Raw genomic sequence first — 26,307 nt, forward strand, 5'->3', positions numbered from 1 at the left:
TCCGCCCCCGATATGCTTTTTCAGGAAAAATCGGAGAGGCGACAACTATCCTGACACCGGGGGCACTTGCCAAAGAAGCTACTGCCATCCAGATAAACGTTGGCGTTGGAAATACGGTGTGCGCTATAGCCTGCCATTTATGCGGCCCCCAGGTTGACCAGGTAATCCCCGGTGATTTCGGTTTCAAAGGTGCCGCGTTCGAATGGCAGCGGCACGGTGAGTTTGTAGTTGAACAGTACGTGGCCCTGTTCCAGTTCGGTTTGTGGGTTGCGCGCCGGGTCGTACCAGCACTCGCCGCCGAGTAAGGCGCCGTCGCCGATGAGTTTGCGCAGGAACAGGTTGACGCTTTCGGTGAGGCTGGTGATGAGCGAGGTGGTGATGGGCTGGTCGACGAATTGCAGCGCGCTGTAGCGAATGGATTCGTCGACGACGTCTTTGGTGCGTCGCACGTTTTCGAAGTTGCGCATGTGGGTGACGGTGGGCCAGGCCGCAGTGCGGTTGCCCCATAAGCGCAGGCCGGTGCCGAAGGAGTTGAAGACGGTGGTGATGCCGTTTTCGTTGAGCAGGTTGACCTCGCTGGTGGCGTCGTCGATGCGTGCGGTGAGTGGCCGTTCCAGGCCGATGACGCCCAGTAGTGGTTGATTGGAGCTGCTCCACCAATAGCCGTGGTCGTGGTCTACTTTGGCGCGCAGGCCGGCGGCGCGGATTGATAGCGGTTGCAGGCGCTCGCCCTTGGTGGCGTCGTACACCTTGACGTGCGGGTAGCACAGGCGGACCCGGTCGCTGCTGATGTTGAAGTTGATCGCGCCGGACGGCCCACGCCCGGCCAGCACTTGTGGCACGGTGGCGCCGATGGGCGCATCGACGTAGGCCACGCCACCGACTTGGCCGGCGGAGGTGGCCAGGTCGACCGTGACCGCCTTCAAGGTGCTGAAGCCTGGGGCGATGAAGATTTTGGGGAAGAAACCCAGGTGGTTGTAGCTGTCTTGAAAGGCCTTTAAGCCGGTGCGCCGCCCCGCAAGGGTGATGCCGCCGATGATGTCGGCCGGGGTGACTTTGCTGGGGTCGGCGTGGGTGTAGTCCGCTTTGATCTGAGCGTTGGCGGCAATGCTGCCAGTTGCCAGGCGCCTGACTTGGCCGGTGAGCATGTTGACGGTGTAGTCGGTGCCTTGCTTGTGGGTGACCGACCCGTCAGCGGACTTTATTTGCAGTGTTTGCAGCGCACCGTGCGCCAGCTGCAACAGGTCGTTGTCGGCGAACTGCTGGGGCTGGTCGGCGACCTTGGCGTTGTGGATGTCTGGGTCGAGCACGTTGACCACCAGCACGGTGCCAGCGCCGAAGTCGTAGATGCCCTGCAGCGCCTCGGGGATGCTGTAGCCGCTGTGGTGCGGGCCGAACTGGGCGGCGTGGGTGTCGTTCAAGCACAGGGTCAGCTCATTGACTGGCCCGACCGGCGCGGTGCCGACCAAGGCGATGACCGCCGATTTGACCACCCGAACAGGACGAGGGCCGCGCTCGACTTCGGTGGTTTCTATGCCGTGCAGATAGTTGGCTGGCATGGGTGTTTATTCCTTCGCTGGTTTTTGAGACGCGACGGTGGATTTGTTGGCCAGCTTTGTGTGGGTCGGTAGCGGTGCCAGGTGTTTGAGCGCTAATAGCACCACCGTGTATTCGTGATCGGCCGGTAGCTCGACGGGCTTGTCGGGCAGCAGCTGGACGTCTAATGGCTGCCCGGTGTCGCCCACGCGCAGGGAGACGGCACTTTGCGGGCCGGTGTAGAGGTAACGGGTCAGGTTCATGGGTGGTCCTGGAATGCAGCGTGTTTAAGCAGCGGCCCCTGTTCGGGGGGCATGGATTGCAGTTGTGTGGTGCGGGTGGCGAAGTCCTGGGCGTACTGCCACACGCCGTTTTGGTGGCCGATGAACTGCTCGGACAGTGGACGGCAGGCCTGAGCAGCGTTTGGCGGATACCACCCTATGAGGCAGGCCCGGATGCGGTCGAGGTAGCAGATGACGCCGGAGGTACCGTTGAGCTGGCGAAAGATCAGCGTGAGGCGCAGCACTACGTTGCGCGCTTGAACGATGGCGTCGGTGCTTTCGGTGCCGCCAAAGATTGACTTGCCGTAGGCCAGCAGGACGGCACCGCGTGGGTGGTTGAGGCGGTATTGCTGTGGGTTTTCGGGAAACAGTTCGACCATCAGTTCGTGGCCGACGTCGTGCTGCAGTTTTGCGAGCACGGCGTCCATCAGTTGCTCAGTTTGGGTTTTAGGGATCAGCTGGGTCATCAGTAGCGTTCCCACGTGTCGGCGCTGAATTGTTGAGGCCGTGAACGCACGCGGATCTCGCCTGGCTCTGGCGCGGCGTGGCCGGTGGGCAGGCCTAAGGTCACGACGCCGTCGCGGATGTTTTCCAGCAACTTGAGGGTGTCTTTGCGGCTGTCCTTTACTGCATCGGGCAAGGCGCCTTCGGGGCGGCGCTGGTACAGCCAGTGCCGTGTCAGGTAGATCACGGCATCGCGCAGCATGGTGGGCACCGGGTCGAGTGGCAGGTGGTAGCGCCCGCGCAGGTAGCCATCGACCAGCTCTTGCGCGTGGCGCACGCCGTCGTTGATGACGCTTTCGTTGGGCTGCGTGGCGGCCGGATCGTCGTTGGAAAGCTGAACCAGCGTGATCTGTGGGATGGCGTTGCCGAGGTCGGCGCGGGTGCAGTAGCGCATGGGTCAACCCGCCTTCAGTTCGACCAGGGCCTCGGGGAACAAGCACATGGCCAACGGATTGGCCTGGGCTTCGAGGTCCCAGCCTTTGCCCATCTTGCGTGGTTCGGCTTTGCTGTAGAACGGCTGGCCCAGGGTGTTGACGGTTTCGTTGTAGTTGGCCGGGGCGTTGAACAGGCGGAACACGCCGCGGGCGACGGGAAAGACCTGGGCGATGTCGGCCGGGATGAAGCGCTGGCCGCTGACGGTGACGTCGTATTCGATGAACTCGATGCCGCCGAAGGTGAAGCCCGATCGCATGTCGCCGCCGAGGCGGTCTTGGGCCGCTTGGTAGTGGGCGAATGCCTCTTTGACCTTGGCGTGATCAGTGAAGGCGTCGAACCAGTCCGGCCCACAGAAGGCGCGAAAGCCGGTGACCATGACGCCGCCGAGTTTGGATTCGGCATGGCGCTTGGCGTCGACGCAGGCTTTGCGAACGTTGGTGTCGGGGTTGCTGAGGAGCACGGTGACTTTCTTCTGTTTGACGTCGAATTCGTCAAACAGGTCGAACAACAGCGTGCCATCGGCGTCCAGCAGTTGCCCGCGCAGTGCGCCGACGCGTTGGAATTCCCGGGTGGCCTCGATGCTGTTCTTGAGTTCTTGCAGATGGTCGTTGATGACGGTGACGACGGGCGTGGTGGCGCTCTCTTGACCGAAGGCGGCGATGCCTTGCAGCTGGCTGGGCAGGATCGAGCTGCTGACCGGCAGGTGCAGGGTTTCGAAGGTTCGGCGTTTGCGCTTGCGGCCTTCTAGCGGCGCGGGGTCGTCGTTGCGTGAGGTGTTGGGCACGAGCACCAAGCGACCTTCACGTTCGTCGATGATGACGCTGGTGCTGGTGACGCCTTTCTCGTCGAACAAGCCCATGGCGCCGACTTTGCCGGGGATGGCCGGGAGTTTGTTTACGGCGGCGGTTAGGTTGGCGACGCTGAACAGGTCTGGCAGGTTCATAGAGAACTCCTGATTAGAGGGTGGCGCGGGCGACGATGCCTTGGGCGTTGAGTTCGTCGAGGGCGGTGTTTTTTTGGGCTTCAGTGATGCCCGAGGGCCAGACGAGGTGTGTTAGGGCGACGACGGCGCCGCGCGCGATGACGACGCCGGGTTGATCGCTGGTGATGGCGTCTATGCGTTCGGCCAGTACGGCGACGGCCTTTTTGGCGACGCCGGTTCCGGCGGGCTCGAGGGTTTGGTATTTGCCGGCGACTTTGGCGAGCACCTGACCTAGTGGGTAGTCGGTGCCGGCGAGCAAGGTGACTTTGCTTTTGGTCCAGCCGGGGCTGACTTGGAGCAGCAGTAAATCGCCTAGGTCTTTGGGTTGGTTGAAGGTGGCCATGGGGCTTCCTAGCGTTGGGCGCGGGCTGCGGCGTCGACGAGTAAGGGGTTGGTAGGTGCGATATCGGCTTGGCCGGTACGGGTCTTTGTGGCGACTTCGGTGAAGCTGACGGGGTTGGTCAGGTCCTTGAAGAGGGTTTTGAGGCCGACGCTTAAGGGCTGGCGTTGGTCGCCTTCGCCGAATTCCAGGGGTGTTGCACCGGACTGGGTGGCATTGAGGGCGGCGATGACGACTGGGGCGTGCAGCGGTTTCATGCCGGCGGCGACCAACTGCTCGGCGTACGAGACGCTGGCCGTATGGATGGCTTGCTGTGCGGCGGTGCGGGCGGCTTTGTCGCGTTGGGTGAGTTCGGCTTTGAGGCGTTGGTTTTCTGCCTCTAAGGCGGCGGTGTTTGGCTCGGTCATGGGGGCTGCCTGGACGGTGGATTCAGAAGGTGTGGTGTGTAGGCTGTGATCGCTGAATTCGATGACGCCGGGTTCGCCTTCGGCCAGTTCGATGGGGCGCAGGCCTTTGACGGCTGGCGGTTGGGCGCCGAGGAAGCCGACGTGGCGCAGGTAGTACACGCCGGGCACGGGGTTATTGGCCGCGCTTGGGTGGTAGAAGGAGGCGGAGATTTTTTTGTAGCTGCCCTTAGCGACTTGCTCGGCGAAGGTGGCGTCGACTTGCTGGGGTTCGGCGATGAGGCCCAGGGCGGTGGCGGACAGGAATTTGACCCAGCCGGCCGCGGGGGCGTCGTGTTGCGGGTGGCCGATGACCAGTGGGGCTTCGTGGAGGGTTGGGTTGTAGGCGGAGACGGTGGCGGCCAGGTCGGTTTCGGTGAAGTTGAGGGTGGTGCCGCATTGAGCGGTGTGGGTGCCAGGTTTGAAGATGTGGAGGGGTTTCATGGGTGTGCGCTGCAAGGAAGATGGTGTGCGCAGTTTGGGGTGACCACTGAGGCTGGGCTTTTAATCGCCTTTAGAGGGCTGCCCTTGGTGCCAGTTCTTACAGATGCGATGATCGAGCGCTGAGTGTCGAATGGGCACTTTCAAGGAGCGTGATGTGAGAGAAGGCGTGGACGTTGTTTGTGATGGATGTGTGGGGGATGTCTTTCTTCGTCAACGCATTTTGTACGAGTGCGATATGGGGCGGTGTTCGTACTGCGAGCAATTACGGCGGTGCATGCCCATTGAAGCATTGGCGGATGAAGTCGCAGACATTCTCCATAATTACTATGGGACAGGCCCTGTCATACGCACCTCCAAAACCAATAAATTCGCTCGATATATCGACGCGGGTATTCCTTTGGCGCTAACCGTCGCGGAGATGCTTGATTGCAAGGACAGCGAGGGGCCCGTCACTGCCGCCATTGTGGAGTTGCTTACAGGCAGTACCGACCACGATTTGAAACGCGGCGGTGAGCCGCGCTTTAAGGCTGATGAACTCTACATGCGGCGCAGTATCCGACCGACAGAAGTCGAGGAAAAATGGCAAGAATTCAAGAGTGGTGTGATGCACCGCAGCCGCTTCTTTAACGATCACGGTAAAGCGTTCCTCGATTGGTTGTTTGAAGGTATTCATCACCTCAAAGACGAGCGCGATCGGGAGGTGGTGCAACTGTTTGAAGTGGAAGATGGTTTGGAATTGTATCGAGGACGCTACTGCCCGCCGTCCTCGGACCCTAAGAGCATTCTTGTGTCCCCGGACACTGAGCTTGCGGCACCGCCCAAGGAAAAGGCGCGTGCAGGACGCATGAACCCTGTTGGCGTGCCTGTGTTTTATGGCGCATTTGATCGCGATACGTGCATCGCCGAGCTGCGCCCCTCGGTGGGCGGCATGGTGCTAACGGGAGAGTTTCAATTATTACTGGATGCGCGCGTACTCGATTTTGGTGTGTTGGAGAACATATTCGATGCTCAGCCGATGAGCTGTTTTGACCCGGATTATCGAATGAACATGGAGCGAAGGCAGTTTCTACGCACCTTGCACAGCAAAATCAGTTCGCCGGTCACGCCTGACCAAGATCAGGAATATCTATTTACCCAAGTGATCGCCGAGTACCTTTCTACGCAGGTTGAGCCACCTATTGATGGGGTGATGTTTGCTTCTGTTCAGCACCAGGATGGGATCAACATTGCTCTGTTTTCACGTGTGCTCGCCAGCATCCCCTATCAGGAGAGAGCCGATGACGATCCCATCATCGGCAATGGGCCTTTCCCGTCCGGGGTTGTGTACATTCCCGATACTCTGGCAGCGCATAAAATCGGCTGTGTCACCTTTGAGGTTGAGCCGCTGGTTATAAACGGCGATACGATCATCAGGGATTGGCGGTACGAACAAGACCCCTATGGTGAATGGGACTATTGACCACCTGAAGGTTGGCGTGGAGCGGATGAAGCTTTTAGAGTCGTCGAGCTGGTTTTATAAAGGCTTTATGGCAGGTGTTCGTTGGGTGTCCCATGAACCGGAGCCGAACGGGATTGGAGAGGCTGTAGAGGGGCGTCAGGGAAGGCGACTTTTCGTCGTCAAGTATGTGAAACCATGAACGTGACATCGGTTTTCATTCGCAATTCGAGGGTGAGTTAGACGTTTACCGCTCTTTCGAGGCTTTTAAACAAGGAGTGCATTAATGAAAGGGTTAATTCAGGATCGTTTTGGTCGGGATACATCACATTTGCGCGATTCCACAGGAGTAAAATCTCCAGAGTTCGCAACCGAATGCATTGCTGCGGCCATCGACTTCAGACTCTCTGGCGACGAAAGGATTGGTTGGCTACTAATGAACTCTTTGGTTTGGGAAAAACGATCCTAGAATTGAAGGTGCCGCATCGACAATGGTTAACTTCAACAGCTAAAAAATAAAATCGAATATTGAGAACTCTCATGGCTTCATAACGGAAATATTGACCTGTGGTTCTATAAAAGCGAGCACAGGTACGGTGGGCCTGCACCGGTAATTCCGCCGAGTAAGGCCGAAAACACAAAAGATATATTGCGCATGCTACCCCTCCACGACACAGTGCCATCTAAAAAATAGCAAGCAGAACGCAACTCTGCAACGGCAGTCTAGTTTTTTTTCAACCTCTTCATATGGTATGAAATCAACGTAATTTCGCAGCAATTGACCAATGATGCACAATGGAATGTTGTGTGCAGGACGAAAATTTTCAAAAATGGACTATCAACATCGCCATACAGAGCTACTCTTCCTAGTCCTAGAGTCTTTTTCGTCGCGCTGAGGTGAGCCATGCGCAAAGTAGTCGCCATAATTATCGCATGCTTGATCGCATCGACTGTACTAGCCGAGGAGGACTGCACGGGAGCTAAGCACGTGATAGGCGAATTTAACAGCACGTTGCTCACCGATGGGTCAATCGCCGGCTGGGCGAGAAATCATGTAAACGTTGATGGCATGAGGACTGCCTATCATAAGGTGGGGACATCCAAAGGAGCCATGACTACTGTCTGTAATGCTGGGGAGGCATATCTACCTAATGGCACAGCATTTCATGGAGCGGATGACTGCAATGCTTTCATAGAGCTCTACAGAACTGCGTTAAAAAAAGGTTGGAAAGATCCTAACATCGGAGCTATCCGGTGGTACGGCGTGGTTGGCACAGACGAAGCTACTATTGCCGGTCGAACCGTCAAGGGGGTAATACCAACAGAACAACCTGATGACTCTGGTTTTTTTGTCTCACCAACGAAACTGGCTGACTCGAAGTACAAAGTTACAAATCAACAACGCTATCTCAATGCCGAAGTGATCCCCTACGCAACTATAACTGACTCCAATAAACTAATAAGCCTCGGCATAAAAGTTGGAACATTCGGCGTAGCTTACAACAGGATCACACAACAAACGGTAACATTTGTCGTCGGTGATATTGGACCACGCGTAGGCGAAGGGTCATTCGCTTTAAGCAAAATGCTGGCGGGCGAACCTAATCTCCTCGCGACGAAAGCAAACTTGAGGCGTGTCAGTATCGATGCTCCAAACATTCTATGGGTGCTATTTGGTACCCGCACCGGTCTAGCTGAGAAGCCGTATACGGATGTCAGTATTAAACAAGCTGCAGCCAAAGCCTTTGATACATGGGGAGGTACATCCAGGCTTGACCGATGCATCGCGAATGGAGAAATCTAAGGGCAATACGAAAGTACCGAACATGACTTAGGCGATGCAAGACAGGTTGCTGTTTACTTTGAGCGCGGCCTCTAACAAGGCGCTCAAATCGTTCGCTTCGCTCACTGGGACCGCGTTCCGCGGCCCTTTAACCTAAACGTTAGGCCCTCCCTTAGGAATCACCCGTGATCCTCACTACCGCCTCGTCCTCTGGCTTACCTTCATCAACTTCGAGGAATTACTAATGGAAAAGTTACATGCTATCGCTTGCGCAATAATCGCAAGCTTCATTTCGATAAATATATGCCATGCAGCCGAAGGAGTCGCAGCACTCGCGGTTGCCCCAGATGCCGACGCCTGTCGGTACCTGATTGGCGCGCCGTCGGCCACGCGATTGATCGACCGCGCAAAGTTTTGGTCAAAGATGGAAGAAATCGTCCGACGTCGAGAAATATTCGAGTACGACTTTGAAGAGCCAGTGAAAGATGCAGGCGGGAAGCCCGTAAAGGACGCATCCGGTAAGCCCTTGCTGAAAAAACGTCATGAAGCAATCTCCTTCAATTACAAGAACGTTAGATCGATCCTCAACGGCGTTCCCAAATGCACGATCGAAGGCATCTTCGATTATTGGGAGACCAGTGGAGGCGGCGACCCCAAGGTGCTCGCACTGTCACTATCCACTGCCCTGAAGGAATCCAATTACACTTTGCAACCCGGATATATCGAAAAATTCACGGAAACCAACCCTCCTGCGTATGCAAAACCGGATAAATACGGTCGCGCTTACTATGGCCGCGGCCTGACGCAGCTCACCAAGATCGGGAACTACAAGGCTTTTGAAAACCGACTCGGTATAAATCTAGTCAATCAGCCTGAGTTGGCCGCTATCCGCGAGTATTCCATTCGAATTCTGGTCGACGGCGCACGACTTAGTCTGTTCAATACAATATATGGCAAAGTCGAAACCTATTTGAATGACACGAAGTCCGATTGGGTAAGGGCACGAGGCTTGGTTAATCCGGGCAGTTACCGCAAACGCACCACGGGCTACTTGGCCTGCCGGTTCTACGACGCGGTGCAGCCAGCCTACCTACAGCCCGCGCCTGTTCAAGACGCAGCATTGTGTATGCAGCTCAGTCGACAGGTAGACGCCGGCCCGCTCTAAGTTGTCATCTAATCCTATATATCGTAGGTCCAACAAGGCACTGCAGCGGACGGCTTGGCCAGCGTTCGCAATGGGTCGCTTTCTGCCTCTCGCGATGGGCAGAAAACGGCCAGCAGCCAGTCAAAGAGGGTCAATATCGACCCACCTCACCCCTTACTAGAACTCTTACGTCCCACAGCCATCCTTCTTGGATATTCACGGCGTGTCTTACGCGGCACCTACACCGAGCAGCCGGGCGCAAGCTTAAAACTCTCGCCTGACTGAACTTTGCCTAGGAGCGATACAGCGGCTTCTGAATATTTTCTAGTGAAGCTACTATCTGACTTACCAGTTTTTAATTTGAAATGGTACGGATTGTCAGAGTTCTTCATGTCAAATCCTGACATCTGCTCCAACGCTTCAATGAGCTTGTGCGCACTATTCCAAGTCGCAAATCCAAGTCTTTCCGCCACTAATTGGAGGGTGTAAGGGTAATTCGCATTCACACTAGCGGGGCCATCAAGCGATGTAATACCCAATATTTTTGCAAAATTTTCGTCACTTTCTACAGCGTGCTCCAGCATCGAGAAGTTTACTTCCACCTGTTTGACTAGTGTATCCCTTCGCACGAGATTAAACGCTCTAGCCATTAGCGCTCGTAAAAGCTTGACGTTGATTTGCTCTAATGCCCCATTATTGCCAAATGCTTTAAACACCCATTCAAAGGATGAGGCTGTAATGCTCTTGACTCGAATTGTTAGATCTCCGCCAACATTTATTATTCTTTCGCGGGCCGGGTAAGAAGCTTCGTTGACATCGTTATCCCATTCCAATATATAAATATTTGGAGTCAACGCCTGGCTAGCCTTAAACATGCGGGTAACGTCGTACAGTATGCTCTTTATATTTGGGTCCTCAGCCTTGTACCCTACAAAAAGCAACGGATGCTCTGCAAAGTAAGTAAGTAGCTTTGCGCTCAAGTATTTTTTGTCTGCCTCAAATACTTGGTAGTCTTCCTCGGTAAGTACGATAGATAAAGGATCGGAAATGCATCCATGAATTTTAAATATTTCCCCTACAGAAAGATATGGCTTGCTCAATACCTGCTGGCCGACCACTCGCTCAAAATCTGGAAAAATTGACTCCAGCAATTGATCGTAGTTTGTAGTGATAAGGGCATGCGGGCTCATGGCATGGAGAGCTGAGATTTCAGCGTCTAACTGAGCCGCTCCGTAAGAGCCGTTATTTTCGGGGCCCATCCCGTCGAGAATGGTTGCGATAGCATGCTTGATGAAAATATCGGATGGATAGGACTCTGAAAAGTACTCAGGGGGGAACTGTGCTCTTCCACCTGTCCATGCCCACTCCCGGTAGTGATCAGAAAATATACTGCCAATTTCAACAAGGCTTTTATTTTTTTGTTTGTAATAAGCTAAGTCCAAGCTGATGTTTGGGCAGTTAGAAGCTAAAGCCTTCAACAGCTCTTCCCAGTTTGGCCCACCGGCGTATCGTTTCGAAAAACCGGAACCCACAAATAGAATAGGCTGGCATGCAGCCTGCCCAAGCACATTAAGTATGTCGGCAGTCACTTCGTCCTGATACTGCTGGTAACTTAAAGGCATACATACTCCAGAATTCGTGGTTAGCAATGGTTGCTTATCGTCAATAGATGTTCAATTTCAGCTGAATTCCTTCCGCCTGATTAGCATTATCTGAGAGCCCTTGCTCTGACTTGAAAAATTTGTGGCTATCGTTGCTGTTGCTGTTGCTGTTGCTGTTGCTGTTGCTGTTGCTGTTGCTGTTGCTGTTGCTGTTGNAGAGTCTTTGCTGTCATGAATCGTTTTCTTAATTTCTGCGACCTGCGCCTCTACTTTTTTAGCCGCATTCTCAGGCTCTATCTCAGCTTCAGTTGCGCAACGATTCGATGTATTAATGGACGCCCATACAATCAGCCGCCGCACTTGCAGCGTGGGCTCCTTGTCGCCGAGTAGCGTCTTTACCTCAACGTTATAATCCGCAAGAATTTTACTAACGATGCGTGCTCGATTTGAGCGGGCGGATGCGTTGTCGCTCAAATCGGCTTGAATACCATTGGTTGCCCCCGACAAGCCTGACCAAGCCTTTGCTGCAGATCCACCTGCAGTGATACCAAAGACGCTTCCCGCCAAGACGCCAAGCACCTTGGTACCTAACCGAGTACTCGAGTTGATGTTACCGCCGCTCTCGTAATAGTGGCTAACCTGCTGGCAGTACGTGCCCGTTGCAAGCATCGCCGAAAACATGTCGTTGTCGCTGCAGTTCGTCTCACGACAATCGCTGAGACTGACTCCAGGCTTCTTTTGATCCCAAGGCCAAATTGCTTCAGGGTTCACGATGAACTTCGTGTCCTGGTCAGCTGTACCACTTGCGCAACCGGTCAGAATGCAGCAAATGCCTAGAAGCCCGAACAAAAATTTCATAGATCCTCCTTGATCTGGAATCGAATGTTATTTTGATACTAGTCGATGAAAATTGAAGTGGCGACCGGTTTGGTTGAGCAAGGTGGGTCGGCCGGACGCATACGATGGATGGGCTCACCCCCTAGAGACGTGCTGCTTTTTCCAAATGAGCCAAAACTAAGTCGAGGATGGCCTTTTCCGCGTCAGGCTGCAGGTTGCCTTCGGCGTCCATGGCCAAGTACGGCCGGCCCGGGATGTCACCCCACAGGTTTGGAAACTCAGCTTGATCCCCACCGAACTGCATCATGGCCGCATACGGTTTGTTGCTGCCCACCAGTGCCGAGCTGTCGGTGGCGTGGGTGGTGATGGAGGCGGCCAGGCCGGCAGCACTGACTTGCAGGATTTTTCCGGGCCAGTTGCCGTGTTTGGCTCGTCGTTCGGTGGTGGTGTCGGTGAGTTCGGGCCATTGGGGGCGGCCTTCTTGGTCGAAGTTTTCTTCGGTTTGGCTGGCCAGTTCGGCGGCGAGGCTGTGCATCAGAGGGGTAAGGTCGCCGATAGCTGATTCAACCTTACGCAAGGTTTGTTGTAGGTGCTGGTGTTCGAGTTCAACGGTGAACATGATTTGACCTCAGTTCTAGTTTGCTGTGTATCCGTAAAACTGGGTGACTGATTTTGGGGCTGCTGCGCAACCCAACGGGGGCAAGCCCCCTCGCCACAGGGTTTGTGTTGGCTGTGGCTTGCCTAAGTGGCGGCCTCTTTGCGTTTTAGGGCTTCTGCCAGGCCCGTGCCGGGTGCGTGGTTGAAGCCGGGGTCGGTGCGAAATGTGAAGGTGCGGCCTCGAACATCGGTGGTGCGTAGGCCGGTGATGGTGGCCGTTTTGATTTCCCCGGTGCGTTTGTCAGTGCCGACCTCGACCGTTTCGGTGAAAGTTTTTCCCTGGTTGGAAACGACCGTGAGGCCGCGACGTTGGACGGCGGCTTCGCTCAGGGCGATGACGCGGCAGCGGCAGTTGAAGCCGTTGGGCGGGAAGATGGTTGACCAGATGGGGTCGTCATGACGGAAGACCTGGCCGTGCATGGCCCGGTGGCTACTGCGGGTTTTGCCGTCGAGGATGGCGATGTACATCCAGTATGGGTGGGTCTGGACGGTCTGTTCCATGCTGGCTTTGCGGCCGGCCATGTAGGCGCTTTGCAGGTTGGTTTGGTAGATGGTTTTGAGTCGGCGTGGGCTGCCGAGTTGGACCAGCTCGCCGGTGCCTTGGCTGTCGACGATGACTTGTTTGCCCCACCAGCCTTGGGCTTGCAGGACTGGTTGCAGGTTGGCGGTGAATTGCTTGAGGGTTTGGCCCTGTTGCAGGGCTGTTTCTAACGCGGCGCGGATGTCGGACAGCAGGTCCAGGCGCATGGCTTTGGCGACGGTGAAAGCTTGGTCATGAGCCTGGTCGAGCATGTCTTGCCAATGCCAGGTGATGGCGTAGCCCTTGCGTTTTAGGTAGGCGATGGCGTTGGTCGGTTCGAAGCCGAAGATGGCTTTGAGGTCTGCCGGGTTGAGGCGTTTCGCGGGAGTGGCCATGTCAGTCTTCCCGATCGGCGTTGGCGCTGAGTCGGCCCCAGGTGTCGGCCATGAACAGCAGGTTGGCGAGTGGCTGCTCAGGAGCCTGGTTTTCGCGTTGTGACGAGGCTTGGGCCAACACTGCGCTGAGGGTGTGTTCGCTGTGTTGTTGGAGCACTTCGGCGGGCAGGCTGTTGATGGCCTGGTCGAGTGCGAGTTGATCCAGTCGCGGCCGTAGGGTTGGTTCGGCAAATTCGGGTGAGTCGGTGGCGGCTGACGGTTGCTGCAGGTCGCCGTCTTGCAGGTTGTAGGTGCGCTGCCAGTAGGCGTTGGTGAATTTGACGCCGGAGTCGGTCAGGGCTTTGTCGCGTTGGGCCAGGCTTTTGTCGATTTCTTCTTGTTGCCACAGTGCGTACAGCGGTGCGACGACGTCGGTGCCGAAGTTGAGGTCGACGACTTGGCGGATGCAGGCGTTTAACGCAGTGGCGACGATGGCGGCATCGCCGTCGCGGATGTCTTTGGTGACTTCGGCACCGGCGGTGGCGCTGGCGTGGTTGCTGTCTTTTTCGGTGGTCTGGTTTTGCCCGAGCATGGCGACGTTGATTTCGCTGCGGCAGTATTCCAGCAGTTGGCGGTAGACCTCGGCGCTGCCAGCTTTGCCGGCGGCTTCGATGATTTGCACGCTGGCATCATCCGGAATGGCGGCGACCGCGTCCTGGACCATGGCTTCGAGGCTGTTGAGCAGCAGCTCTGTTTCGCTGTCGGTGGCGCCGCGTGGGTGTTTGCCGATGACCCAGGGGCTGCCGTACTTTTCAGTGAACTGGACCCAGAACTTGAGGCCGCCTTTCATGAAGGTGGCGGGCCAGAAGCACATGCTGAGGTCGGGAAAGCCGTAGGGGTTGGCGTAGGTGGCGTCTTGGCGGGCGACGATGAAGCGTTGCGGGTTGCACAGCTCGCCGTCTTGCCCTGCGTCTTTGGCGCGAAAGCGCAGTGCGTTGTCTTTGTCATAGAAGAACCATTCGGCCGGTTTGCCGAGCAGGTCTTGTGGCACCTGGTGCAGGCCGACGGGCTGCCACATGAGTTCGATGGGCTGGTAGCCGAACAATGGTGCGTCGAGCAGTTCGCGGATGATGCGGTCCAGGTCGAGGTCGGCGAGCCAGTCGGTGATGAAGCGTTCGACGTTCGGCGGCGCCTCGCCGCGTTTGAGGCCGCGTTCCAGCGACAGCACCGAGGCTTTGCGGCGGCGGATGTTGCCGCCGACCAGGGCCGAGCTGCGCAGGTCGCGGTAGACGGTGATGTCTTTGCCTTGGGCTTTGAGGATGGGGTCTGGGTTGGGCAAGTGGGCGCCGTTGACGCCGTTGACGCCGCCTGTTTCGATGCGGCCGCGGGTGGCGATGTGATGCTTGAGTGAGGGGCTGCGTTTGGCGTCGGCGAAGCTTAGGAATTCGGTGGGACTGACCCACAGGCCGGTGGTGTTCATGCGTACCCCTGGGTGATGCGGTGGCCCTGGCGTGGGCGGCGTGATTTGACGTTGACCGGGCCGCTGGCGACTTCGAGCGTGGCGAAGTTGGCCAACGCGCCTGCGCCAGCGAAGTCGCCGTGACGGTAGAGGTCTGGGTCTTTGAGGTCTTGTTTACGGGCTTTGACGATCATGGGGATGCCGTCGACGGTTTCGATGGCGCGGATGTCTTGGTGCAGGGAATCGTCTTTGGGCAGTGTGAGGGTGGCGTCTTCGAACAGTTGCACAAACTTGGGCATCCAGGCGCCGTACCAGGCGCGGGTGATTTTTACTTGTTGAATGCGGTTGTGGCCGAACTCATCGGCGGTGTCTTCGGCGAGTGTTTCGCCACTGCCGGTGGCGTCCAGCGCGGCGCCGACGAAACGCGGCAGTCGGCGCAGGATGTAAAACAGGATCTGCTGTTGTTGCCGGGTGGGCACTTTGTGCATCTCGACTACGAACGGCACGTCGCGGTGCCGAGCCTGGTCGACGGACATCGGGCAGATGATGGAGAAGTCCCGGTGACGGGCGTAGTCCATGCCGAGGAAATGGCGCAGCTGGCGGTTGAGCGGCTGTAGCAATGACGCCAGATAGCGCTCGATCCAGTCGTTGACGTAGGCCTCGCGCCGGTAGATCGGCTGTTGGGTGAAGTCGTCGTCCAGCGCCAGGCGCAGCACGGTGCGACCGGGGCGCATGGCTTCATCGATCCAGACGCCGGGGATGCAGATGCCGTTGCCGTCGCGAGGGATGGCGTCGAGTTCTTCGCGCATTTGCGCTTTGCGCGGGCCGTAGGCGTTGCGGATTTGTTTGTACCAGGCTTCTTTGCCCTCGGCGGTGGCTTCCTTGCCGGCCATGAAGCACACCCGTTCAAACAAGCCGTTGGCCACGGCGTCGTCGAAGGTGGCACGGAAGACCTGGGCGCTGCTGCCGTAGCGCTGGTCGCGGATGTCGCTGACCATTTGGTTGAAGGCGTTGGCCTTGCCGTTGTGGGTGCTGATGATGACGATGCGGCCGCCCCAGATGAGCAGCGCGGTGGCGGCGTCGAGCACGGCGGACACGTCGCGGTGAAAGGCGGCCTCGTCGATAATGACTTTGCCTTGTAGGCCGCGTACGCCGGCCGGGTTGCTGGAGAGTGCGACGATTTTGAAGTCAGAGGCGTAGCGGATGCGGTAAGCGTTGATTTGGCGGGTGTTGCCGGCGTCGTCCTGGTCTTGGAACAGGAATTCTTCGATTTGGCTGACGCCCGAAGCCTGGGCTTCGGCGATCACGCGGCTGAATTTGGCGCAGTAGCCGATGAATTCCAGGCCCTTTTCTTTGGTGTCACCGATGTAGAAGCAGTCCATGCCGCCAGCGATTTTTTGCGAGGCGGCGGTGATGACTGAGTCCAGTGCTTCGGCGAAGGTGATGCCGGTGCGTCGGCCTTTTTCACAGAGTTTGATGTGCGCGTCGATGGCCAGCCAATCGGACTGGTGGGCCATGAGGATGCCTTCGAGCAACGGGTTGTAGCCCTCGGGGATCTGGCGGACGCTGGGTGGCAGTTCGTCCCATTCGATGACGCGCAGTGTGCTGGCGGACGGTTTCATGATTTGACGCCGAGGAATTTTTGTCGCCAGAACAAGGCTTGGTCTTCGGTCATGCCTTGGGCTTTGACGGCATTGTCGAGTTCAGCGGCTTGCTCTTGGAGCAGGCGTTCACGGGTGGCTTTTTCGATGGTTTGGCGCTCTTTGACGCTGAGGGTGCGGGCTTCCATGGTGGCTTTGGCGGCGCGGGCCAGCGCGGAGACTTCGGCGATGGTGACCTCGTCTTTTTCGTGGGCGCCCATGGCGGCCTGGTAGGTCAGGGTTGAGATGGCTTCGACCAGTAATGCGCCGGTTTTGTCTGAGGCGTCTTCGCCAAAGGCGCCGACGAAGGCTTCGGCCATTTCGCGTTGCTGGCGGGCTTTGTCGATGAGTTCGTCAAAGCCAAGTTTGAAGCGGCCCAGGGCGCTGCGGCTGGGGGCTTTTTCGTTGGGGAAGCGCGCTTGGATGTCGGCGAGCATGTTGTCCAGGGTCAGGCGGTCTTCGCGCAAGAGCTTTTGAATGTAGGCCTTGACCGTGGGCGGCAGGCGGTTGATGGAGGATTTGCCGGCCATGCTCAGGCCCCCGGCCGTTTGATGCCGGGCACGCGGGCGCGGCCGGCGGCGATGTCTTGGCCGCGTTCGGTGAGGGTGGCGACCAGGACGGGGCCTACGTCAGCGAGGGTCATGGCACCTTGTTCGGCGAGCCAGTGCAGTTCGGTTTTGACTTGGTCGCGGGTGGCGGTGTGGCCGAAGTTGTCGAGGGCGGTGTTGAGGACGGAGCTGTTGGCCCGGTAGCCGGGCATTTCTACCAGCAGCCGCAGGATGACCAGGCGCATGTCTTGGCGCAGGAAGTCGGCGTAGTGGGTCATGTTTTTTCTCGCAGCAGGTAGTCATTGATGCGGTCGAGCGAGCGGGCTAAAGGGCCGAGGGCGTCTTTGACCCCGGACAGTTCGGCGCGCACGGCTTTCATGTCGCCCAACAGGTCGGTGACGGCGGTTGGGTCTGGCAAGTGCCGGATGTGTTCTTCGAGGGCGACGATGCGGGTGCGCAGTTCGAGCAGCTCTTGAGCGCTGGCGGCTTGGCGTTTGGTCATGAAGGTGTAGAAGCCCAGTACCGTGAGGATCAGCCACTGCACGGTCTGGAAGCCGAAGTTGAGGTCGTTCAGGTTCATTCAACACCTCGCGTGTGTCTACGTATTAGCGCAGGGTTTGTTGGTCTGGGCCTTGTTTGATCAGGCGTGCGACGAACAGGAGGATGGCCAGGGCGCTGTTGAGGGCGGCGTAGGCTTTGGGTGACAGCTGGGGCTGCCAGAGGGGTAACAGTTCCAGTTGGGCGATCCCGACCAAGGCGATGACCAGGCCGATCTGGAGGCTGTAGAGCCTGTAGCTGCGGCGCCAGCCGGTGATCAGTTCCATGTGCGAACTCCCGCGGACTGGCCGTGAGTAATGCCGCGCTCGATGCCAGCGAGCGACAGGCCTTCGGCGATGACGGTGTCGCCGTACCAGCGGCCGCCCGGTAAAGACCCCGCGCCGTTTTCGTGGCGGATGATGACGGTGACCAGGGCGCGCATGATGTTGAAGTCGTAGACATCGACGCTTTCCACGTCGGGGTCGAGGCCTAAGGCGCGTGCCACGCTGATGACGTAGGCGTCGGTGTTGTTTTCTGAGGGCGGTGCCCAGCGTTCGACGATTTCGCGCACGGTGTCGATGCGGCTGCCGTTGGCGGCGAGGCGTTTGTCTTGGTAGGTGATGAGGACCCGGGCCATGGCGCGGATGCCCCAGCGTGGGTTTAGGTATTGGACGAATTGGGTGTCTTGCTGGGTGGCGGCCATGCCTTGCCAGCGGACGCCGTTGGTGTGACGGATGTTGCCGGGGTTGTAGTTGCGGATGCCGCGGGGTTGTTCGGGTCGCATGGGGGACGCCTCCAGTCGTGGCGCCCCGGAATGTGAGGCGCTGGAAATGCACACGCCGCCATGGTGGGCTGCGTGGGCTGGAGGGGCTTTTAATCGGGCTTAAGGAGATGACAATGCGGGAAAACTGGTCAAATTTTGGAGTGCTTAATGGACGCATTGCTCTCTTTGCCTATAATGATTAAACAAAGCACATACAAGGAACGTTATATGAGCGATGAGATTAAAATAAATAAGATTGACCAAAAAAGATTCACCGCCCTAGTGGGGCCATCCCGAACACCTTACGCAGCTTTCGTTAGCAAGGAAGTCGATTGGTACTGCAATAAGGATGAATCAGTCCTTGGAGTGATACTACTCGACTTCGACGATGAGTACGGGTGGGTTACAATGGGGCGTGATGAAATTGGACGATATAGAGGCTTTGATGTTGGATCTTGCATAGAAAACCAAGAAGAAGCTGCAAAGCAATTGCTCGGCAAAATGCAAGAGATCACGAGAACCGGACAAAGTGTCTTTCCTCAAGGTGACAAAGGTAAGGCGCTGGATCTTTTCAATATCATTGTAACTGAAGAAAAGCTTCATCCGTTCTTTAAGCGGCTGTGCGAGGAGGCTTCTTTCTCCTCCGCCAAAGGTATTATCGGAGAGATGATGCCTCACTACACGGACATTGATGGTAATTTTGTAGACCAATTCCAATCTGCAGGATTTGACGCCCGTTTATGGGAGTTGTACCTGAATGCGTATTTTATCGAAGAAGGTTTTGAATTCGATAGGTCACATTACGCCCCGGACTTCAATTTAAATAAATATGGGCAAAAAATTTGCATTGAAGCCACAATTGTAGGCAGGCAAAAACCGATGACCGAGGATGAAGCTCGTGTTTTTGCTGAAACGTTAACCAAAGAGCAAATCTTAGAAAAAACTTCGGATGAAATGCCTATAAGATTTGGAAGCCCACTCTATACTAAACTTAAAAAAGAGTATTGGAAGCATAAACATGTTGAGGGTAATCCTCTTGTGATAGCTATTGCAGACTTTCACGACAAACAGTCGATGTTGTGGAGCTCAACGTCGTTGCCAAATTATTTGTACGGAGTACGGCATAACTCGCACTTTGATGAGAGTGGAAAGCTAGTCATCGACCCCATTGTCATTGAGAGACATAAGCACGAAAAAAAGGAGATACCCTCCGGTTATTTCTTTCAGAAGGACGCTGAAAATATCAGTGCGGTCATATTCTCTAATAGCGGCACAATATCCAAATTCAACAGGATGGGGAAACAGGCCGGTTTCGGTGCTAGTAATGTAATATTGATCCGAACCGGGTTTCATCATGACCATGATGAAAATGCTGCCTTGCCGAAAACTTTTAGCCATCGGGTGACCGGTGAGTCGAATGAGAGCTGGGGCGAAGGAATGTCGATGTTTCATAACCCGAATGCTTTGCATCCAGTTCACGCTGGTTTGTTCCCCTCTATTGCTCACCACTATTTTCGGGATGGGCAGATAGTTAGCTATCTTCCTGATTTCTACCCGTACTCATCAACTACAAACATCATAAATGTAGTTGATGATAAAAAATGAAGTATGGGGTGGTGGGCTAATGCCGACCACTTACGAGGGGGCTGCGTTTTTCAGGCATTCGATGTGGTTAATTTTGTATGCATCTAGGCTGCTCTGTATTGCGCCGGGAATGGACTCGGTGCCCCCTTGTCGGGCAGCGCTCACTTGGGCCTGCCACCAGCTGTTGGCGAAGATGCCCGCTGAGCTGCAGCGGCCTAGCGGTTCGAAGACGGAACGGCCGAATTGTGCTTGTCCGGTTTCAAGCAATGCTTTGAATACTTGGCTGTGATCGCCCAGTTCAGGGAGGGTGTTGGCCTTAAGGACGTGTATGCCTTGAGCCATGGCTTCGTCGAGCTGTGAGAGGTACTGGGTCGCATCAATCAATGCTTGGGTGCTGGCGAAGGTGTGAATGGCAGCTGGGGGTTGTGCTTGGGCGATGACGTTGGTTGGCGGTTCAGCTGGCGGGGACTGACCCGGTGTTAACCAGTACCACAGGATGGCGGCAATGACCGCCCAACCGGCCAGCAACCCGATTTTTTCGGCGGGGTGTTTTTCTTTCCAGGGTGTGTTGTTTTTCTTTTGGTTCATACGGCTTCCTTTTGTTTTTTAGTCGTCCATGAGTACGTCAAGGTGACGGTTACGCAACCGTCTGGGGGCTTGTTCATTGGGTGTTGTCATGATGACAAAGGCCAATAAACCAAACACGCCTGTAAGGGCCAGGGCCCAGGGTTTTAATGTTTCAGGCAAATAGTCTTTGATGAAAAAGCTGAGCAGCGCTGCACCCACGCAGACGGCAAAGATCCTGAGCATTTGAAGGGTGGCTTTTTCCTTGCGAGCCCTTTCTCTTTCGTTTGCCGCGACGTCGTCGTGGTGGTGCAGGTTGTAATCACAGTGCATGCACAGTTGTGTGTAGCGCCAGGTGCAGTTGCCGCATTGCGGGCAGCCTCTGGCGCGGTTGCTGTCTTCTGGCGGCGGTTGTTTGGCCGTTTTTATGTCAAAGGTCTGGTGCCCGAGGTTGATGTGCCCTCGATTGCCTTTGATGTTTACGGTGAACGCGTGATCTTTTCCATCCTTGGGGAGGTTTTCGATTTCCCCTGAAAGCCTGGCTGACAGATTTTTTACCAGGTCTTCGTCCTCGCTTCGCATAGAACTCCTTTGCTATTTAGCGATTTACTACCAACTTCAATATTCGCTCAACGCGTGGTTCATCAAACCCTTGATCTTCACCCAGCGCGTTGTAGACCTCTGCGGCCACTTCGGCCAATTTTTTGGCCGGCCAGCGCCGACCGGCTTGTTTGGCAGCTGCCTCTAGCATTTCGATGATTCGGCCGAGCTTTTCGCTGTCTATGGGGGCCCATGCCGCGGCTGGCGGTGTGACGGCGATTCTTTGCCCGGTGATGATGAAGTACATGTCGGCGCCGGCTTTGGCGATGGCGGCCATGTAGTTCGCGTCGGGCACGCGTTCTTCTGCTTCGTAGAGCATCTGCGTTTTCTTTGTCACGCCGGCCAGTGCCGCGAAGTCGGTCTGGTTGAGGCCAAGTCGCGTGCGTTCTGCGCGCAGCCGTTCACAAAAAGAAACCATTCGGTTACCAGTAACTCCTTCAAAAGGAACCGATTGGTTCCATCATGAATTCACACCGTCCGACCACGAACGGCAACTTAATCGGCACCCCAGCGGGCGCCACCAGCCCCCGGAGGGATCCCATGGAGCTACGTACAGCAGACCAGGCGCGAGCAGCGCTCAAGGCCAAAGGTATTTCGATTACTCAGTGGGCCATCGCGAATCATTTTTCGCCCAACCTGGTGTTTGAGGTGTTGGGTGGGCGCAAGAAATGTGTGCGGGGTCAGGCCCACGAGATCGCGATCAAGTTGGGTATTAAGGCTGGCGAAATTTGTACCAACCCGGCGACGGCTCTTGAGCCGACTCGTTTTGTGGCGTGAGGCTCAGGATGAAAAATCATATCGGTTATTTGGAATCTACCGCTTTAAAACGTTCGCCGTGTGAGTGCGCGGGGCAAAAAAAGAAACTTCCTACAAAAAACACACGATTCCACACCGTTTTCGTTGTTTTCAGTTCATGTCATACCCGATCGTCACTTAATGCCATTGGTATTGAGGCTGTCAATTTACCTGAATTGTTTAGGCCGAGGGCGAGGTTATGAATCGCCCGGTGTCGGCGGCTGCGCGGGTTTTACGTGTGTTGAAAGCGTTAAAGGGGCACACGGTGACGGGCTTGAGTAATACGGAGCTGGCTTTTCTGACGCAGGACAGCCCGAGCAATATCACACGAGCCATGCAGACGCTGATTGAGGAAGGTCTGGCGCTGAAGCTGGATAACGGCCGCTTTGCTCATTCGGTGGGTGTATTGCAGATCGCGCAGGCACATGCCGAACACATGGCGCGTTTGACGGGACGCATGCAGGAAATCAATCAGCGTATTGCCGCTGGGTCGAGGGTTTAAGGAGGGATGTATGGCACGGAGCAAGAGCAATCACATCGAGGCACTGGCGTTGCCCGCTTTGGATGGGGCGATGTTGTCGGCGGATCAGAATGCGATGGCGGCGTTTCATGCCTCGCACAGTGATGAGCGGGACATGGTGAATCAGTTGTTGGGCCAGGCGCAGATGGCGGGTGCGCTGGAGGAGTTTTCCCGCACGGTGCGGACTTCGAAGTTGGCGTTTGTTAAGGAGAACAAGCTGTATCGGGGAATTGCCGGGCGTAAAAGTCCGCACGGTGCGGGGGTATTGAGCGGCACGTGGGATGAATTTTGTGGGTTGTTGGGCCGCTCGGTTGATCAGGTGGATCGGGATATTGCGAATTTGCGGGCCTTTGGTGAGGAGGCGCTGGAGTCGATGTCGCGTATGGGGATTGGTTACCGCGAGTTGGGCCAGTATCGCCGGTTGCCGCAGGACCAGCAGGCGGCGTTGATTGAGGTTGCTAAAGCCGGTGATAAGGAGGCGTTTGTTGATCTTGCCGAGGAGATTATTGCCAAGCATGCGAAGGAGAAGGAGTCGCTAGGCCGGCGCCTTGATGAGTCGAATGCTGATTACACCGCGCAAAGCGAGGTGATGGCGAAGAAGACCGGTGAGTTGGATATGGCCCGCCGGGAGCTGGAGACAACCCGCAAGCGCATTCAGGCGATGCCGGCGGATGAAGCGGCGAAGGCTTTACGCGGGGAAGTGGCGGCGATTGCTTATGAGGCGGAAGCCAGTGTGTTGGGGCCGCTGCGCGAGGGGTTCGCCAAGCTTGAAGCGTTGGCGACTGGCCGTGAGGACCACCGCGCTTTTAAGGCCGGTTTGATTCGGCAGTTGGAAATCACGCTGGGGTCGGTTCGCAGTGAGTTCAATTTGCTTGATCCGGTGGATGGCACCGCGGTCTGGCTGATGCCTGCGGAGGCTTGATCGATGAATCCAGTTCACATTGAGCGGTTGATGCAGATAGCACGGCGCGCTGATGCGGCTGTGCATGGTGAGCGTACTGCCATTTATCAGGCCGGTGCGATGGCGTTGGGGGTGTCTATTTCGACCCTGCAACGCCAGTTGAAGGCGGTGCGCTTGGCTAAGCCGCGTAAGCGTCGCAGTGATGCGGGTTGCAGCGCTTTGCCGCTTGAGGAGGCGCGGTTGATTTCGGCGGTGTTGTTGGAGTCGATCCGGGCGAACAATAAGCAGTTATCGACGATTGTGCGGGCCGTTGAGCGTTTGCGCAGTAATCACCTGGTGAAGGCTGGCCGGTTAGACGAGGTGACGGGTGAGTTTCGACCTTTGAGCCGTAGCGCAATCAGCCGGGCATTACGGCGTTATAAGTTGCACCCCGAACAGCTGCTGCAAGACGCCCCGGCGGTGTCGTTGGCGAGTCAGCATCCCAATCATGTTTGGCAGATCGATGCGTCGATTTCGACGCAGTTTTACTTGGCCGATGACGGCGCTCGGGTGATGAATAAGGCCGAGTTTTACGACGGTAAGCCCGCCAATCTGAAGAAGATCGAACGCCAGCGGCTGTGGCGTTATGTGATCACGGACCATACGAGCGGCACGTTGTATGTGGAGTATGTGCTGGGGGCGGAGTCGGCCGAGAATCTGTGCAGTGTGTTGATTAATGCGATGCAGAAGCGCTGTGAGTCCGACCCTTTTCATGGGGTGCCTTGGGTGTTGATGACGGACCCTGGGGCGGCGATGACGAGTGGCATTTTCCGTAACCTTTGCCGCGTGCTGTCGATAGATTTGATGATTAATCGGGTCGGTAATGCGCGGGCCAAGGGACAGGTCGAGCAGGCGCATAACCTTGTTGAGCGGGAGTTTGAAAGCGCTCTGAAGTTTCAGGCGGCGAACAGTCTGGCGCAGATCAATGCGTGGGCCGGTCAGTGGATGCGGTATTTCAATGCGACGTCGATTCATACCCGCACGCGGCGTACCCGGTATGGCGTTTGGCAGTTGATTAAGCAGGAGCAGTTGCGACTGGCACCCAGTGTTGAGGTGTGTCGTGAGCTGGCGGTGAGTACGCCGGAAAACCGCAAGGTGAGCAATCTGCTGCGGGTTTCGTTCCGGGGCTCGCAGTTTGATGTGAGCTCGGTGCCGGGGGTGATGGTGGGTGAACAGCTGCTGATCACTCGCAATTGTTGGCGGGATAAGGATTCAGCGATTGCGGTGCTGGTGGGCGATGACGGGCGTGAGCGGTATCACGTGATTGAGCGCGTTGGGGTGGATGCGTTTGGGTTTGCCGAGACGGCCGCGATGATCGGCGAGCAGTATAAACGCCACACTGAAACGCCGGCCCAGGTGTCGCGCAAGGTGCTGGAACAAATTGCGACCGGAACGACGAATCAGGCCGATGCGCAGGCGGCCCGCAAGGCGAAGGCCGTGCCGTTCGGTGGGCTGATTGATCCACATAAACATGTCAATGACACGGTGCTGCCGGCTTTTCTGCCTCGGCGTGGCACTGCCCTGAATGTTAATGCGCCTTCTGTTGAGTGTGTGCCTCTGAGTCATGTTGAGGCTGCGAAGTTGTTGCGCCCGCGCCTTGGCCATCTTTGGACGGCGGAGACGTTTGGCTGGTTGCAGCGACGTTTCCCGGAGGGTGTTCTTGAAGAGCAGCTGGAGGCCATTGAGGCTGAGCTGAGTCGACCCATTGAGGTCCTGCGTAAACCGTTCAGCCTGGTACGGGCAGCGGTTGGAGATGAGTGATGTTGAAGCTGAAGAAGGTTTTGCAGGCGGTGGGTCAGTCTCAATCGGCGCTGGCCAGGTCGCTTCGCTTGAGTGGTGCAACGGTTGCGCAGTTGGTGAATCACGGGCTCTGGCCGCGCAGTTTGGACAGTGACGAGTTACAGGGACGTATTCGGGTTTTTTTGATTGAGTCAGGGGCCAATGACGCCGCTGTCGCCGATGCGTTTGATGATGTGGACCCGCCGTGCGCTAACACGGCAGGTCCGGCCCTTTTGAAAGAGCCGTCCGGGGAGGACGAACTGATGTTACTGCCAAAGCAGACGTTACAGCCAATGACTCGTAAAGCTTTTGGCTTGTTTCGAGAGCCGTTTGATGAGTTGCAGTGTGCTCAGGATATGTGGGTGAGCCCGGATATTCGGTATGTGCGTGAGGTGATGTATCAGACAGCGCGCCATGGTGGGTTTCTGGCGGTTGAGGGGGAATCGGGGGCTGGCAAGAGTACGCTTCGCCGGGATTTGGTGAACCGTCTTGCGGAGAACAATGAGCCGGTGATTGTCATGGAGCCTTATGTGTTGGCGTCGGAGGATAACGACGCCAAGGGTAAGTCGCTGAAGAGTACGCATATCGCTGAGTCGATGATGGCTGCGGTAGCGCCGTTGGCTAAGCCTAAGAGCAGTCCTGAGGCACGGTTCGCTCAGTTGCATAAGGCGTTGAAGGAGTCGCATGCCGCGGGGTATCGCCATTGTCTGGTGATTGAGGAGGCGCACAGTTTGCCGATTCCGACGCTCAAGCATCTGAAGCGGATTTTGGAGCTGGAGATCGGGTTCACCAAGTTGGTCAGCATCATCATGATCGGCCAGCCCGAGCTGGGGGTGAAGTTGAGTGAGCGTAATGCGGATGTGCGTGAGGTGGTGCAGCGGTGTGAGCGGGTGACGCTGACACCGATCGAGAACTCGAAGCTGGTGGAGTTTTTGACGTTCCGCTTTGATCGCGCGGGCAAGGCGTTGGGAGATGTGATGGATGAAGGTGCCATTCAGGCGATTGCGGCGCGGTTATCTCAGCCGCAACGTCATGGGGGGCGGGATGTGACTGTTTCGCTGCTTTATCCGCTGGCGATCGGCAATCTGGTGATCGCGGCGATGAATTTGGCAGTTCAACTGGGGGTGCCGAAGGTTACCGCTGATGTGGTGCGGGGGGTGTGATATGGATGCTTTGAATCTGGTAAATGCGCCGCTGGTTGCGCATTCCACGCCATCCGGACACTCAGCCCACCAACATCCGGACACTCGTTCCACGCTCAT

General features: G+C 56.5%; 30 protein-coding genes. 10 read left to right on the forward strand and 20 right to left on the reverse strand.

Annotated elements, in window-relative coordinates:
• Positions 1–137 precede the first annotated feature (137 nt).
• Genes IC37_RS27325 through IC37_RS27355 form a run of 7 tightly spaced genes read right to left on the reverse strand, consistent with a single transcriptional unit; the run spans position 138 to position 4,965 of the window.
• Positions 138–1,559 (reverse strand): phage tail sheath subtilisin-like domain-containing protein, encoded by a 1,422-nt coding sequence (locus IC37_RS27325; protein WP_030129126.1) that lies wholly within the window; start codon positions 1,557–1,559, stop codon positions 138–140.
• A 6-nt stretch (positions 1,560–1,565) separates the two neighbouring features.
• On the reverse strand, positions 1,566–1,799 hold the full coding sequence (locus IC37_RS27330; RefSeq protein WP_030129127.1) for a hypothetical protein: 234 nt from the start codon (positions 1,797–1,799) through the stop codon (positions 1,566–1,568).
• A complete protein-coding gene (locus IC37_RS27335) occupies positions 1,796–2,284 on the reverse strand; it encodes a Gp37 family protein (RefSeq protein WP_051414808.1) in 489 nt (162 codons plus the stop codon). Before IC37_RS27335 ends, IC37_RS27330 begins: the two co-directional genes overlap by 4 nt.
• On the reverse strand, positions 2,284–2,715 hold the full coding sequence (locus tag IC37_RS27340) for a gp436 family protein (protein WP_030129129.1): 432 nt from the start codon (positions 2,713–2,715) through the stop codon (positions 2,284–2,286). The genes IC37_RS27335 and IC37_RS27340 overlap by 1 nt, the downstream gene beginning before the upstream one ends.
• A gap of 3 nt (positions 2,716–2,718) precedes the next feature.
• Complete coding sequence (locus IC37_RS27345; protein WP_030129130.1) at positions 2,719–3,699, reverse strand: major capsid protein; 981 nt, start codon at positions 3,697–3,699, stop codon at positions 2,719–2,721.
• 13 nt (positions 3,700–3,712) lie between these two features.
• A complete protein-coding gene (locus IC37_RS27350) occupies positions 3,713–4,081 on the reverse strand; it encodes a head decoration protein (RefSeq protein WP_030129131.1) in 369 nt (122 codons plus the stop codon).
• 8 nt (positions 4,082–4,089) lie between these two features.
• The gene (locus IC37_RS27355) at positions 4,090–4,965 is read right to left on the reverse strand and encodes a phage protease (protein WP_030129132.1); all 876 of its coding nucleotides are present in this window, start codon (positions 4,963–4,965) and stop codon (positions 4,090–4,092) included.
• Positions 4,966–5,095: 130 nt separating this feature from the next.
• On the opposite strand from IC37_RS27355, the gene IC37_RS27360 reads away from it, so the two are divergent.
• The 4 genes from IC37_RS27360 to IC37_RS27370 all read left to right on the forward strand — a co-directional run bounded on the left by IC37_RS27360 (position 5,096) and on the right by IC37_RS27370 (position 9,348).
• Positions 5,096–6,424 (forward strand): RES family NAD+ phosphorylase, encoded by a 1,329-nt coding sequence (locus IC37_RS27360; RefSeq protein WP_051414809.1) that lies wholly within the window; start codon positions 5,096–5,098, stop codon positions 6,422–6,424.
• 262 nt (positions 6,425–6,686) lie between these two features.
• Positions 6,687–6,869, forward strand: coding sequence for a hypothetical protein (locus tag IC37_RS29885; RefSeq protein ID WP_143519258.1), 183 nt, complete (start codon positions 6,687–6,689; stop codon positions 6,867–6,869).
• A 435-nt stretch (positions 6,870–7,304) separates the two neighbouring features.
• On the forward strand, positions 7,305–8,204 hold the full coding sequence (locus IC37_RS27365) for a glycoside hydrolase family 75 protein (protein ID WP_030129134.1): 900 nt from the start codon (positions 7,305–7,307) through the stop codon (positions 8,202–8,204).
• Between the two features lie 223 nt (positions 8,205–8,427).
• A complete protein-coding gene (locus tag IC37_RS27370; protein WP_030129135.1) occupies positions 8,428–9,348 on the forward strand; it encodes a hypothetical protein in 921 nt (306 codons plus the stop codon).
• A gap of 218 nt (positions 9,349–9,566) precedes the next feature.
• Here IC37_RS27370 and IC37_RS27375 read toward each other — a convergent pair whose 3' ends face one another.
• From IC37_RS27375 to IC37_RS27425, 10 genes are all read right to left on the reverse strand, one after another.
• Entirely contained in the window at positions 9,567–10,949 is a 1,383-nt protein-coding gene (locus IC37_RS27375) for an SIR2 family protein (RefSeq protein WP_030129136.1), read from the reverse strand.
• A gap of 958 nt (positions 10,950–11,907) precedes the next feature.
• Entirely contained in the window at positions 11,908–12,384 is a 477-nt protein-coding gene (locus IC37_RS27385) for a phage virion morphogenesis protein (protein ID WP_030129138.1), read from the reverse strand.
• Between the two features lie 122 nt (positions 12,385–12,506).
• The gene (locus IC37_RS27390) at positions 12,507–13,337 is read right to left on the reverse strand and encodes a phage minor head protein (protein ID WP_030129139.1); all 831 of its coding nucleotides are present in this window, start codon (positions 13,335–13,337) and stop codon (positions 12,507–12,509) included.
• A gap of 1 nt (position 13,338) precedes the next feature.
• Positions 13,339–14,796: a DUF935 domain-containing protein gene (locus IC37_RS27395; RefSeq protein ID WP_030129140.1), complete on the reverse strand. Its 1,458-nt coding sequence runs from the start codon at positions 14,794–14,796 to the stop codon at positions 13,339–13,341.
• The gene (locus IC37_RS27400; protein ID WP_030129141.1) at positions 14,793–16,397 is read right to left on the reverse strand and encodes a hypothetical protein; all 1,605 of its coding nucleotides are present in this window, start codon (positions 16,395–16,397) and stop codon (positions 14,793–14,795) included. Before IC37_RS27400 ends, IC37_RS27395 begins: the two co-directional genes overlap by 4 nt.
• A complete protein-coding gene (locus IC37_RS27405; RefSeq protein WP_030129142.1) occupies positions 16,394–16,945 on the reverse strand; it encodes a phage protein Gp27 family protein in 552 nt (183 codons plus the stop codon). The genes IC37_RS27400 and IC37_RS27405 overlap by 4 nt, the downstream gene beginning before the upstream one ends.
• A gap of 2 nt (positions 16,946–16,947) precedes the next feature.
• Complete coding sequence (locus tag IC37_RS27410; protein WP_030129143.1) at positions 16,948–17,241, reverse strand: hypothetical protein; 294 nt, start codon at positions 17,239–17,241, stop codon at positions 16,948–16,950.
• Positions 17,238–17,543, reverse strand: coding sequence for a hypothetical protein (locus IC37_RS27415; RefSeq protein WP_030129144.1), 306 nt, complete (start codon positions 17,541–17,543; stop codon positions 17,238–17,240). Before IC37_RS27415 ends, IC37_RS27410 begins: the two co-directional genes overlap by 4 nt.
• Before the next feature lie 25 nt (positions 17,544–17,568).
• Positions 17,569–17,787: a hypothetical protein gene (locus IC37_RS27420; RefSeq protein ID WP_030129145.1), complete on the reverse strand. Its 219-nt coding sequence runs from the start codon at positions 17,785–17,787 to the stop codon at positions 17,569–17,571.
• A complete protein-coding gene (locus tag IC37_RS27425; RefSeq protein WP_030129146.1) occupies positions 17,778–18,284 on the reverse strand; it encodes a hypothetical protein in 507 nt (168 codons plus the stop codon). The genes IC37_RS27420 and IC37_RS27425 overlap by 10 nt, the downstream gene beginning before the upstream one ends.
• A gap of 207 nt (positions 18,285–18,491) precedes the next feature.
• On the opposite strand from IC37_RS27425, the gene IC37_RS27430 reads away from it, so the two are divergent.
• Positions 18,492–19,868, forward strand: a complete 1,377-nt coding sequence (locus tag IC37_RS27430) for a hypothetical protein (RefSeq protein WP_030129147.1) — start codon at positions 18,492–18,494, stop codon at positions 19,866–19,868.
• A 30-nt stretch (positions 19,869–19,898) separates the two neighbouring features.
• On the opposite strand, the gene IC37_RS27435 is transcribed toward IC37_RS27430, so the two are convergent.
• From IC37_RS27435 to IC37_RS27445, 3 genes are read right to left on the reverse strand one after another with little or no spacing between them, the layout of a single operon-like run.
• Positions 19,899–20,435, reverse strand: a complete 537-nt coding sequence (locus IC37_RS27435; RefSeq protein WP_030129148.1) for a hypothetical protein — start codon at positions 20,433–20,435, stop codon at positions 19,899–19,901.
• An 18-nt stretch (positions 20,436–20,453) separates the two neighbouring features.
• Entirely contained in the window at positions 20,454–20,993 is a 540-nt protein-coding gene (locus IC37_RS27440) for a hypothetical protein (RefSeq protein ID WP_030129149.1), read from the reverse strand.
• Positions 20,994–21,009: 16 nt separating this feature from the next.
• A complete protein-coding gene (locus IC37_RS27445; RefSeq protein ID WP_143519259.1) occupies positions 21,010–21,330 on the reverse strand; it encodes a hypothetical protein in 321 nt (106 codons plus the stop codon).
• A 221-nt stretch (positions 21,331–21,551) separates the two neighbouring features.
• Here IC37_RS27445 and IC37_RS27450 point away from each other — a divergent pair, with 221 nt between their 5' ends.
• From IC37_RS27450 to IC37_RS27470, 5 genes are all read left to right on the forward strand, one after another.
• The gene (locus tag IC37_RS27450; RefSeq protein WP_030129151.1) at positions 21,552–21,788 is read left to right on the forward strand and encodes a DNA-binding protein; all 237 of its coding nucleotides are present in this window, start codon (positions 21,552–21,554) and stop codon (positions 21,786–21,788) included.
• Positions 21,789–22,005: 217 nt separating this feature from the next.
• Complete coding sequence (locus tag IC37_RS27455) at positions 22,006–22,308, forward strand: helix-turn-helix domain-containing protein (RefSeq protein ID WP_030129152.1); 303 nt, start codon at positions 22,006–22,008, stop codon at positions 22,306–22,308.
• A 10-nt stretch (positions 22,309–22,318) separates the two neighbouring features.
• Positions 22,319–23,248, forward strand: a complete 930-nt coding sequence (locus tag IC37_RS27460; protein ID WP_030129153.1) for a hypothetical protein — start codon at positions 22,319–22,321, stop codon at positions 23,246–23,248.
• Between the two features lie 3 nt (positions 23,249–23,251).
• Complete coding sequence (locus IC37_RS27465; protein ID WP_030129154.1) at positions 23,252–25,027, forward strand: DDE-type integrase/transposase/recombinase; 1,776 nt, start codon at positions 23,252–23,254, stop codon at positions 25,025–25,027.
• Entirely contained in the window at positions 25,027–26,208 is a 1,182-nt protein-coding gene (locus tag IC37_RS27470) for an ExeA family protein (protein WP_030129155.1), read from the forward strand. Before IC37_RS27465 ends, IC37_RS27470 begins: the two co-directional genes overlap by 1 nt.
• Positions 26,209–26,307 lie beyond the last annotated feature (99 nt).

The sequence above is a fragment of the Pseudomonas sp. QTF5 genome (assembly GCF_000512695.2).
Taxonomy (GTDB): domain Bacteria; phylum Pseudomonadota; class Gammaproteobacteria; order Pseudomonadales; family Pseudomonadaceae; genus Aquipseudomonas.

Coding starts and splice junctions, on each gene's coding strand:
- IC37_RS27325 (WP_030129126.1), bottom strand. CDS start 1,559: ATGCCAGCCAACTATCTGCACGGCATAGAAACCACCGAAGTCGAGCGC.
- IC37_RS27330 (WP_030129127.1), bottom strand. CDS start 1,799: ATGAACCTGACCCGTTACCTCTACACCGGCCCGCAAAGTGCCGTCTCC.
- IC37_RS27335 (WP_051414808.1), bottom strand. CDS start 2,284: ATGACCCAGCTGATCCCTAAAACCCAAACTGAGCAACTGATGGACGCC.
- IC37_RS27340 (WP_030129129.1), bottom strand. CDS start 2,715: ATGCGCTACTGCACCCGCGCCGACCTCGGCAACGCCATCCCACAGATC.
- IC37_RS27345 (WP_030129130.1), bottom strand. CDS start 3,699: ATGAACCTGCCAGACCTGTTCAGCGTCGCCAACCTAACCGCCGCCGTA.
- IC37_RS27350 (WP_030129131.1), bottom strand. CDS start 4,081: ATGGCCACCTTCAACCAACCCAAAGACCTAGGCGATTTACTGCTGCTC.
- IC37_RS27355 (WP_030129132.1), bottom strand. CDS start 4,965: ATGAAACCCCTCCACATCTTCAAACCTGGCACCCACACCGCTCAATGC.
- IC37_RS27360 (WP_051414809.1), top strand. CDS start 5,096: ATGGGCACTTTCAAGGAGCGTGATGTGAGAGAAGGCGTGGACGTTGTT.
- IC37_RS29885 (WP_143519258.1), top strand. CDS start 6,687: ATGAAAGGGTTAATTCAGGATCGTTTTGGTCGGGATACATCACATTTG.
- IC37_RS27365 (WP_030129134.1), top strand. CDS start 7,305: ATGCGCAAAGTAGTCGCCATAATTATCGCATGCTTGATCGCATCGACT.
- IC37_RS27370 (WP_030129135.1), top strand. CDS start 8,428: ATGGAAAAGTTACATGCTATCGCTTGCGCAATAATCGCAAGCTTCATT.
- IC37_RS27375 (WP_030129136.1), bottom strand. CDS start 10,949: ATGCCTTTAAGTTACCAGCAGTATCAGGACGAAGTGACTGCCGACATA.
- IC37_RS27385 (WP_030129138.1), bottom strand. CDS start 12,384: ATGTTCACCGTTGAACTCGAACACCAGCACCTACAACAAACCTTGCGT.
- IC37_RS27390 (WP_030129139.1), bottom strand. CDS start 13,337: ATGGCCACTCCCGCGAAACGCCTCAACCCGGCAGACCTCAAAGCCATC.
- IC37_RS27395 (WP_030129140.1), bottom strand. CDS start 14,796: ATGAACACCACCGGCCTGTGGGTCAGTCCCACCGAATTCCTAAGCTTC.
- IC37_RS27400 (WP_030129141.1), bottom strand. CDS start 16,397: ATGAAACCGTCCGCCAGCACACTGCGCGTCATCGAATGGGACGAACTG.
- IC37_RS27405 (WP_030129142.1), bottom strand. CDS start 16,945: ATGGCCGGCAAATCCTCCATCAACCGCCTGCCGCCCACGGTCAAGGCC.
- IC37_RS27410 (WP_030129143.1), bottom strand. CDS start 17,241: ATGACCCACTACGCCGACTTCCTGCGCCAAGACATGCGCCTGGTCATC.
- IC37_RS27415 (WP_030129144.1), bottom strand. CDS start 17,543: ATGAACCTGAACGACCTCAACTTCGGCTTCCAGACCGTGCAGTGGCTG.
- IC37_RS27420 (WP_030129145.1), bottom strand. CDS start 17,787: ATGGAACTGATCACCGGCTGGCGCCGCAGCTACAGGCTCTACAGCCTC.
- IC37_RS27425 (WP_030129146.1), bottom strand. CDS start 18,284: ATGCGACCCGAACAACCCCGCGGCATCCGCAACTACAACCCCGGCAAC.
- IC37_RS27430 (WP_030129147.1), top strand. CDS start 18,492: ATGAGCGATGAGATTAAAATAAATAAGATTGACCAAAAAAGATTCACC.
- IC37_RS27435 (WP_030129148.1), bottom strand. CDS start 20,435: ATGAACCAAAAGAAAAACAACACACCCTGGAAAGAAAAACACCCCGCC.
- IC37_RS27440 (WP_030129149.1), bottom strand. CDS start 20,993: ATGCGAAGCGAGGACGAAGACCTGGTAAAAAATCTGTCAGCCAGGCTT.
- IC37_RS27445 (WP_143519259.1), bottom strand. CDS start 21,330: ATGCTCTACGAAGCAGAAGAACGCGTGCCCGACGCGAACTACATGGCC.
- IC37_RS27450 (WP_030129151.1), top strand. CDS start 21,552: ATGGAGCTACGTACAGCAGACCAGGCGCGAGCAGCGCTCAAGGCCAAA.
- IC37_RS27455 (WP_030129152.1), top strand. CDS start 22,006: ATGAATCGCCCGGTGTCGGCGGCTGCGCGGGTTTTACGTGTGTTGAAA.
- IC37_RS27460 (WP_030129153.1), top strand. CDS start 22,319: ATGGCACGGAGCAAGAGCAATCACATCGAGGCACTGGCGTTGCCCGCT.
- IC37_RS27465 (WP_030129154.1), top strand. CDS start 23,252: ATGAATCCAGTTCACATTGAGCGGTTGATGCAGATAGCACGGCGCGCT.
- IC37_RS27470 (WP_030129155.1), top strand. CDS start 25,027: ATGTTGAAGCTGAAGAAGGTTTTGCAGGCGGTGGGTCAGTCTCAATCG.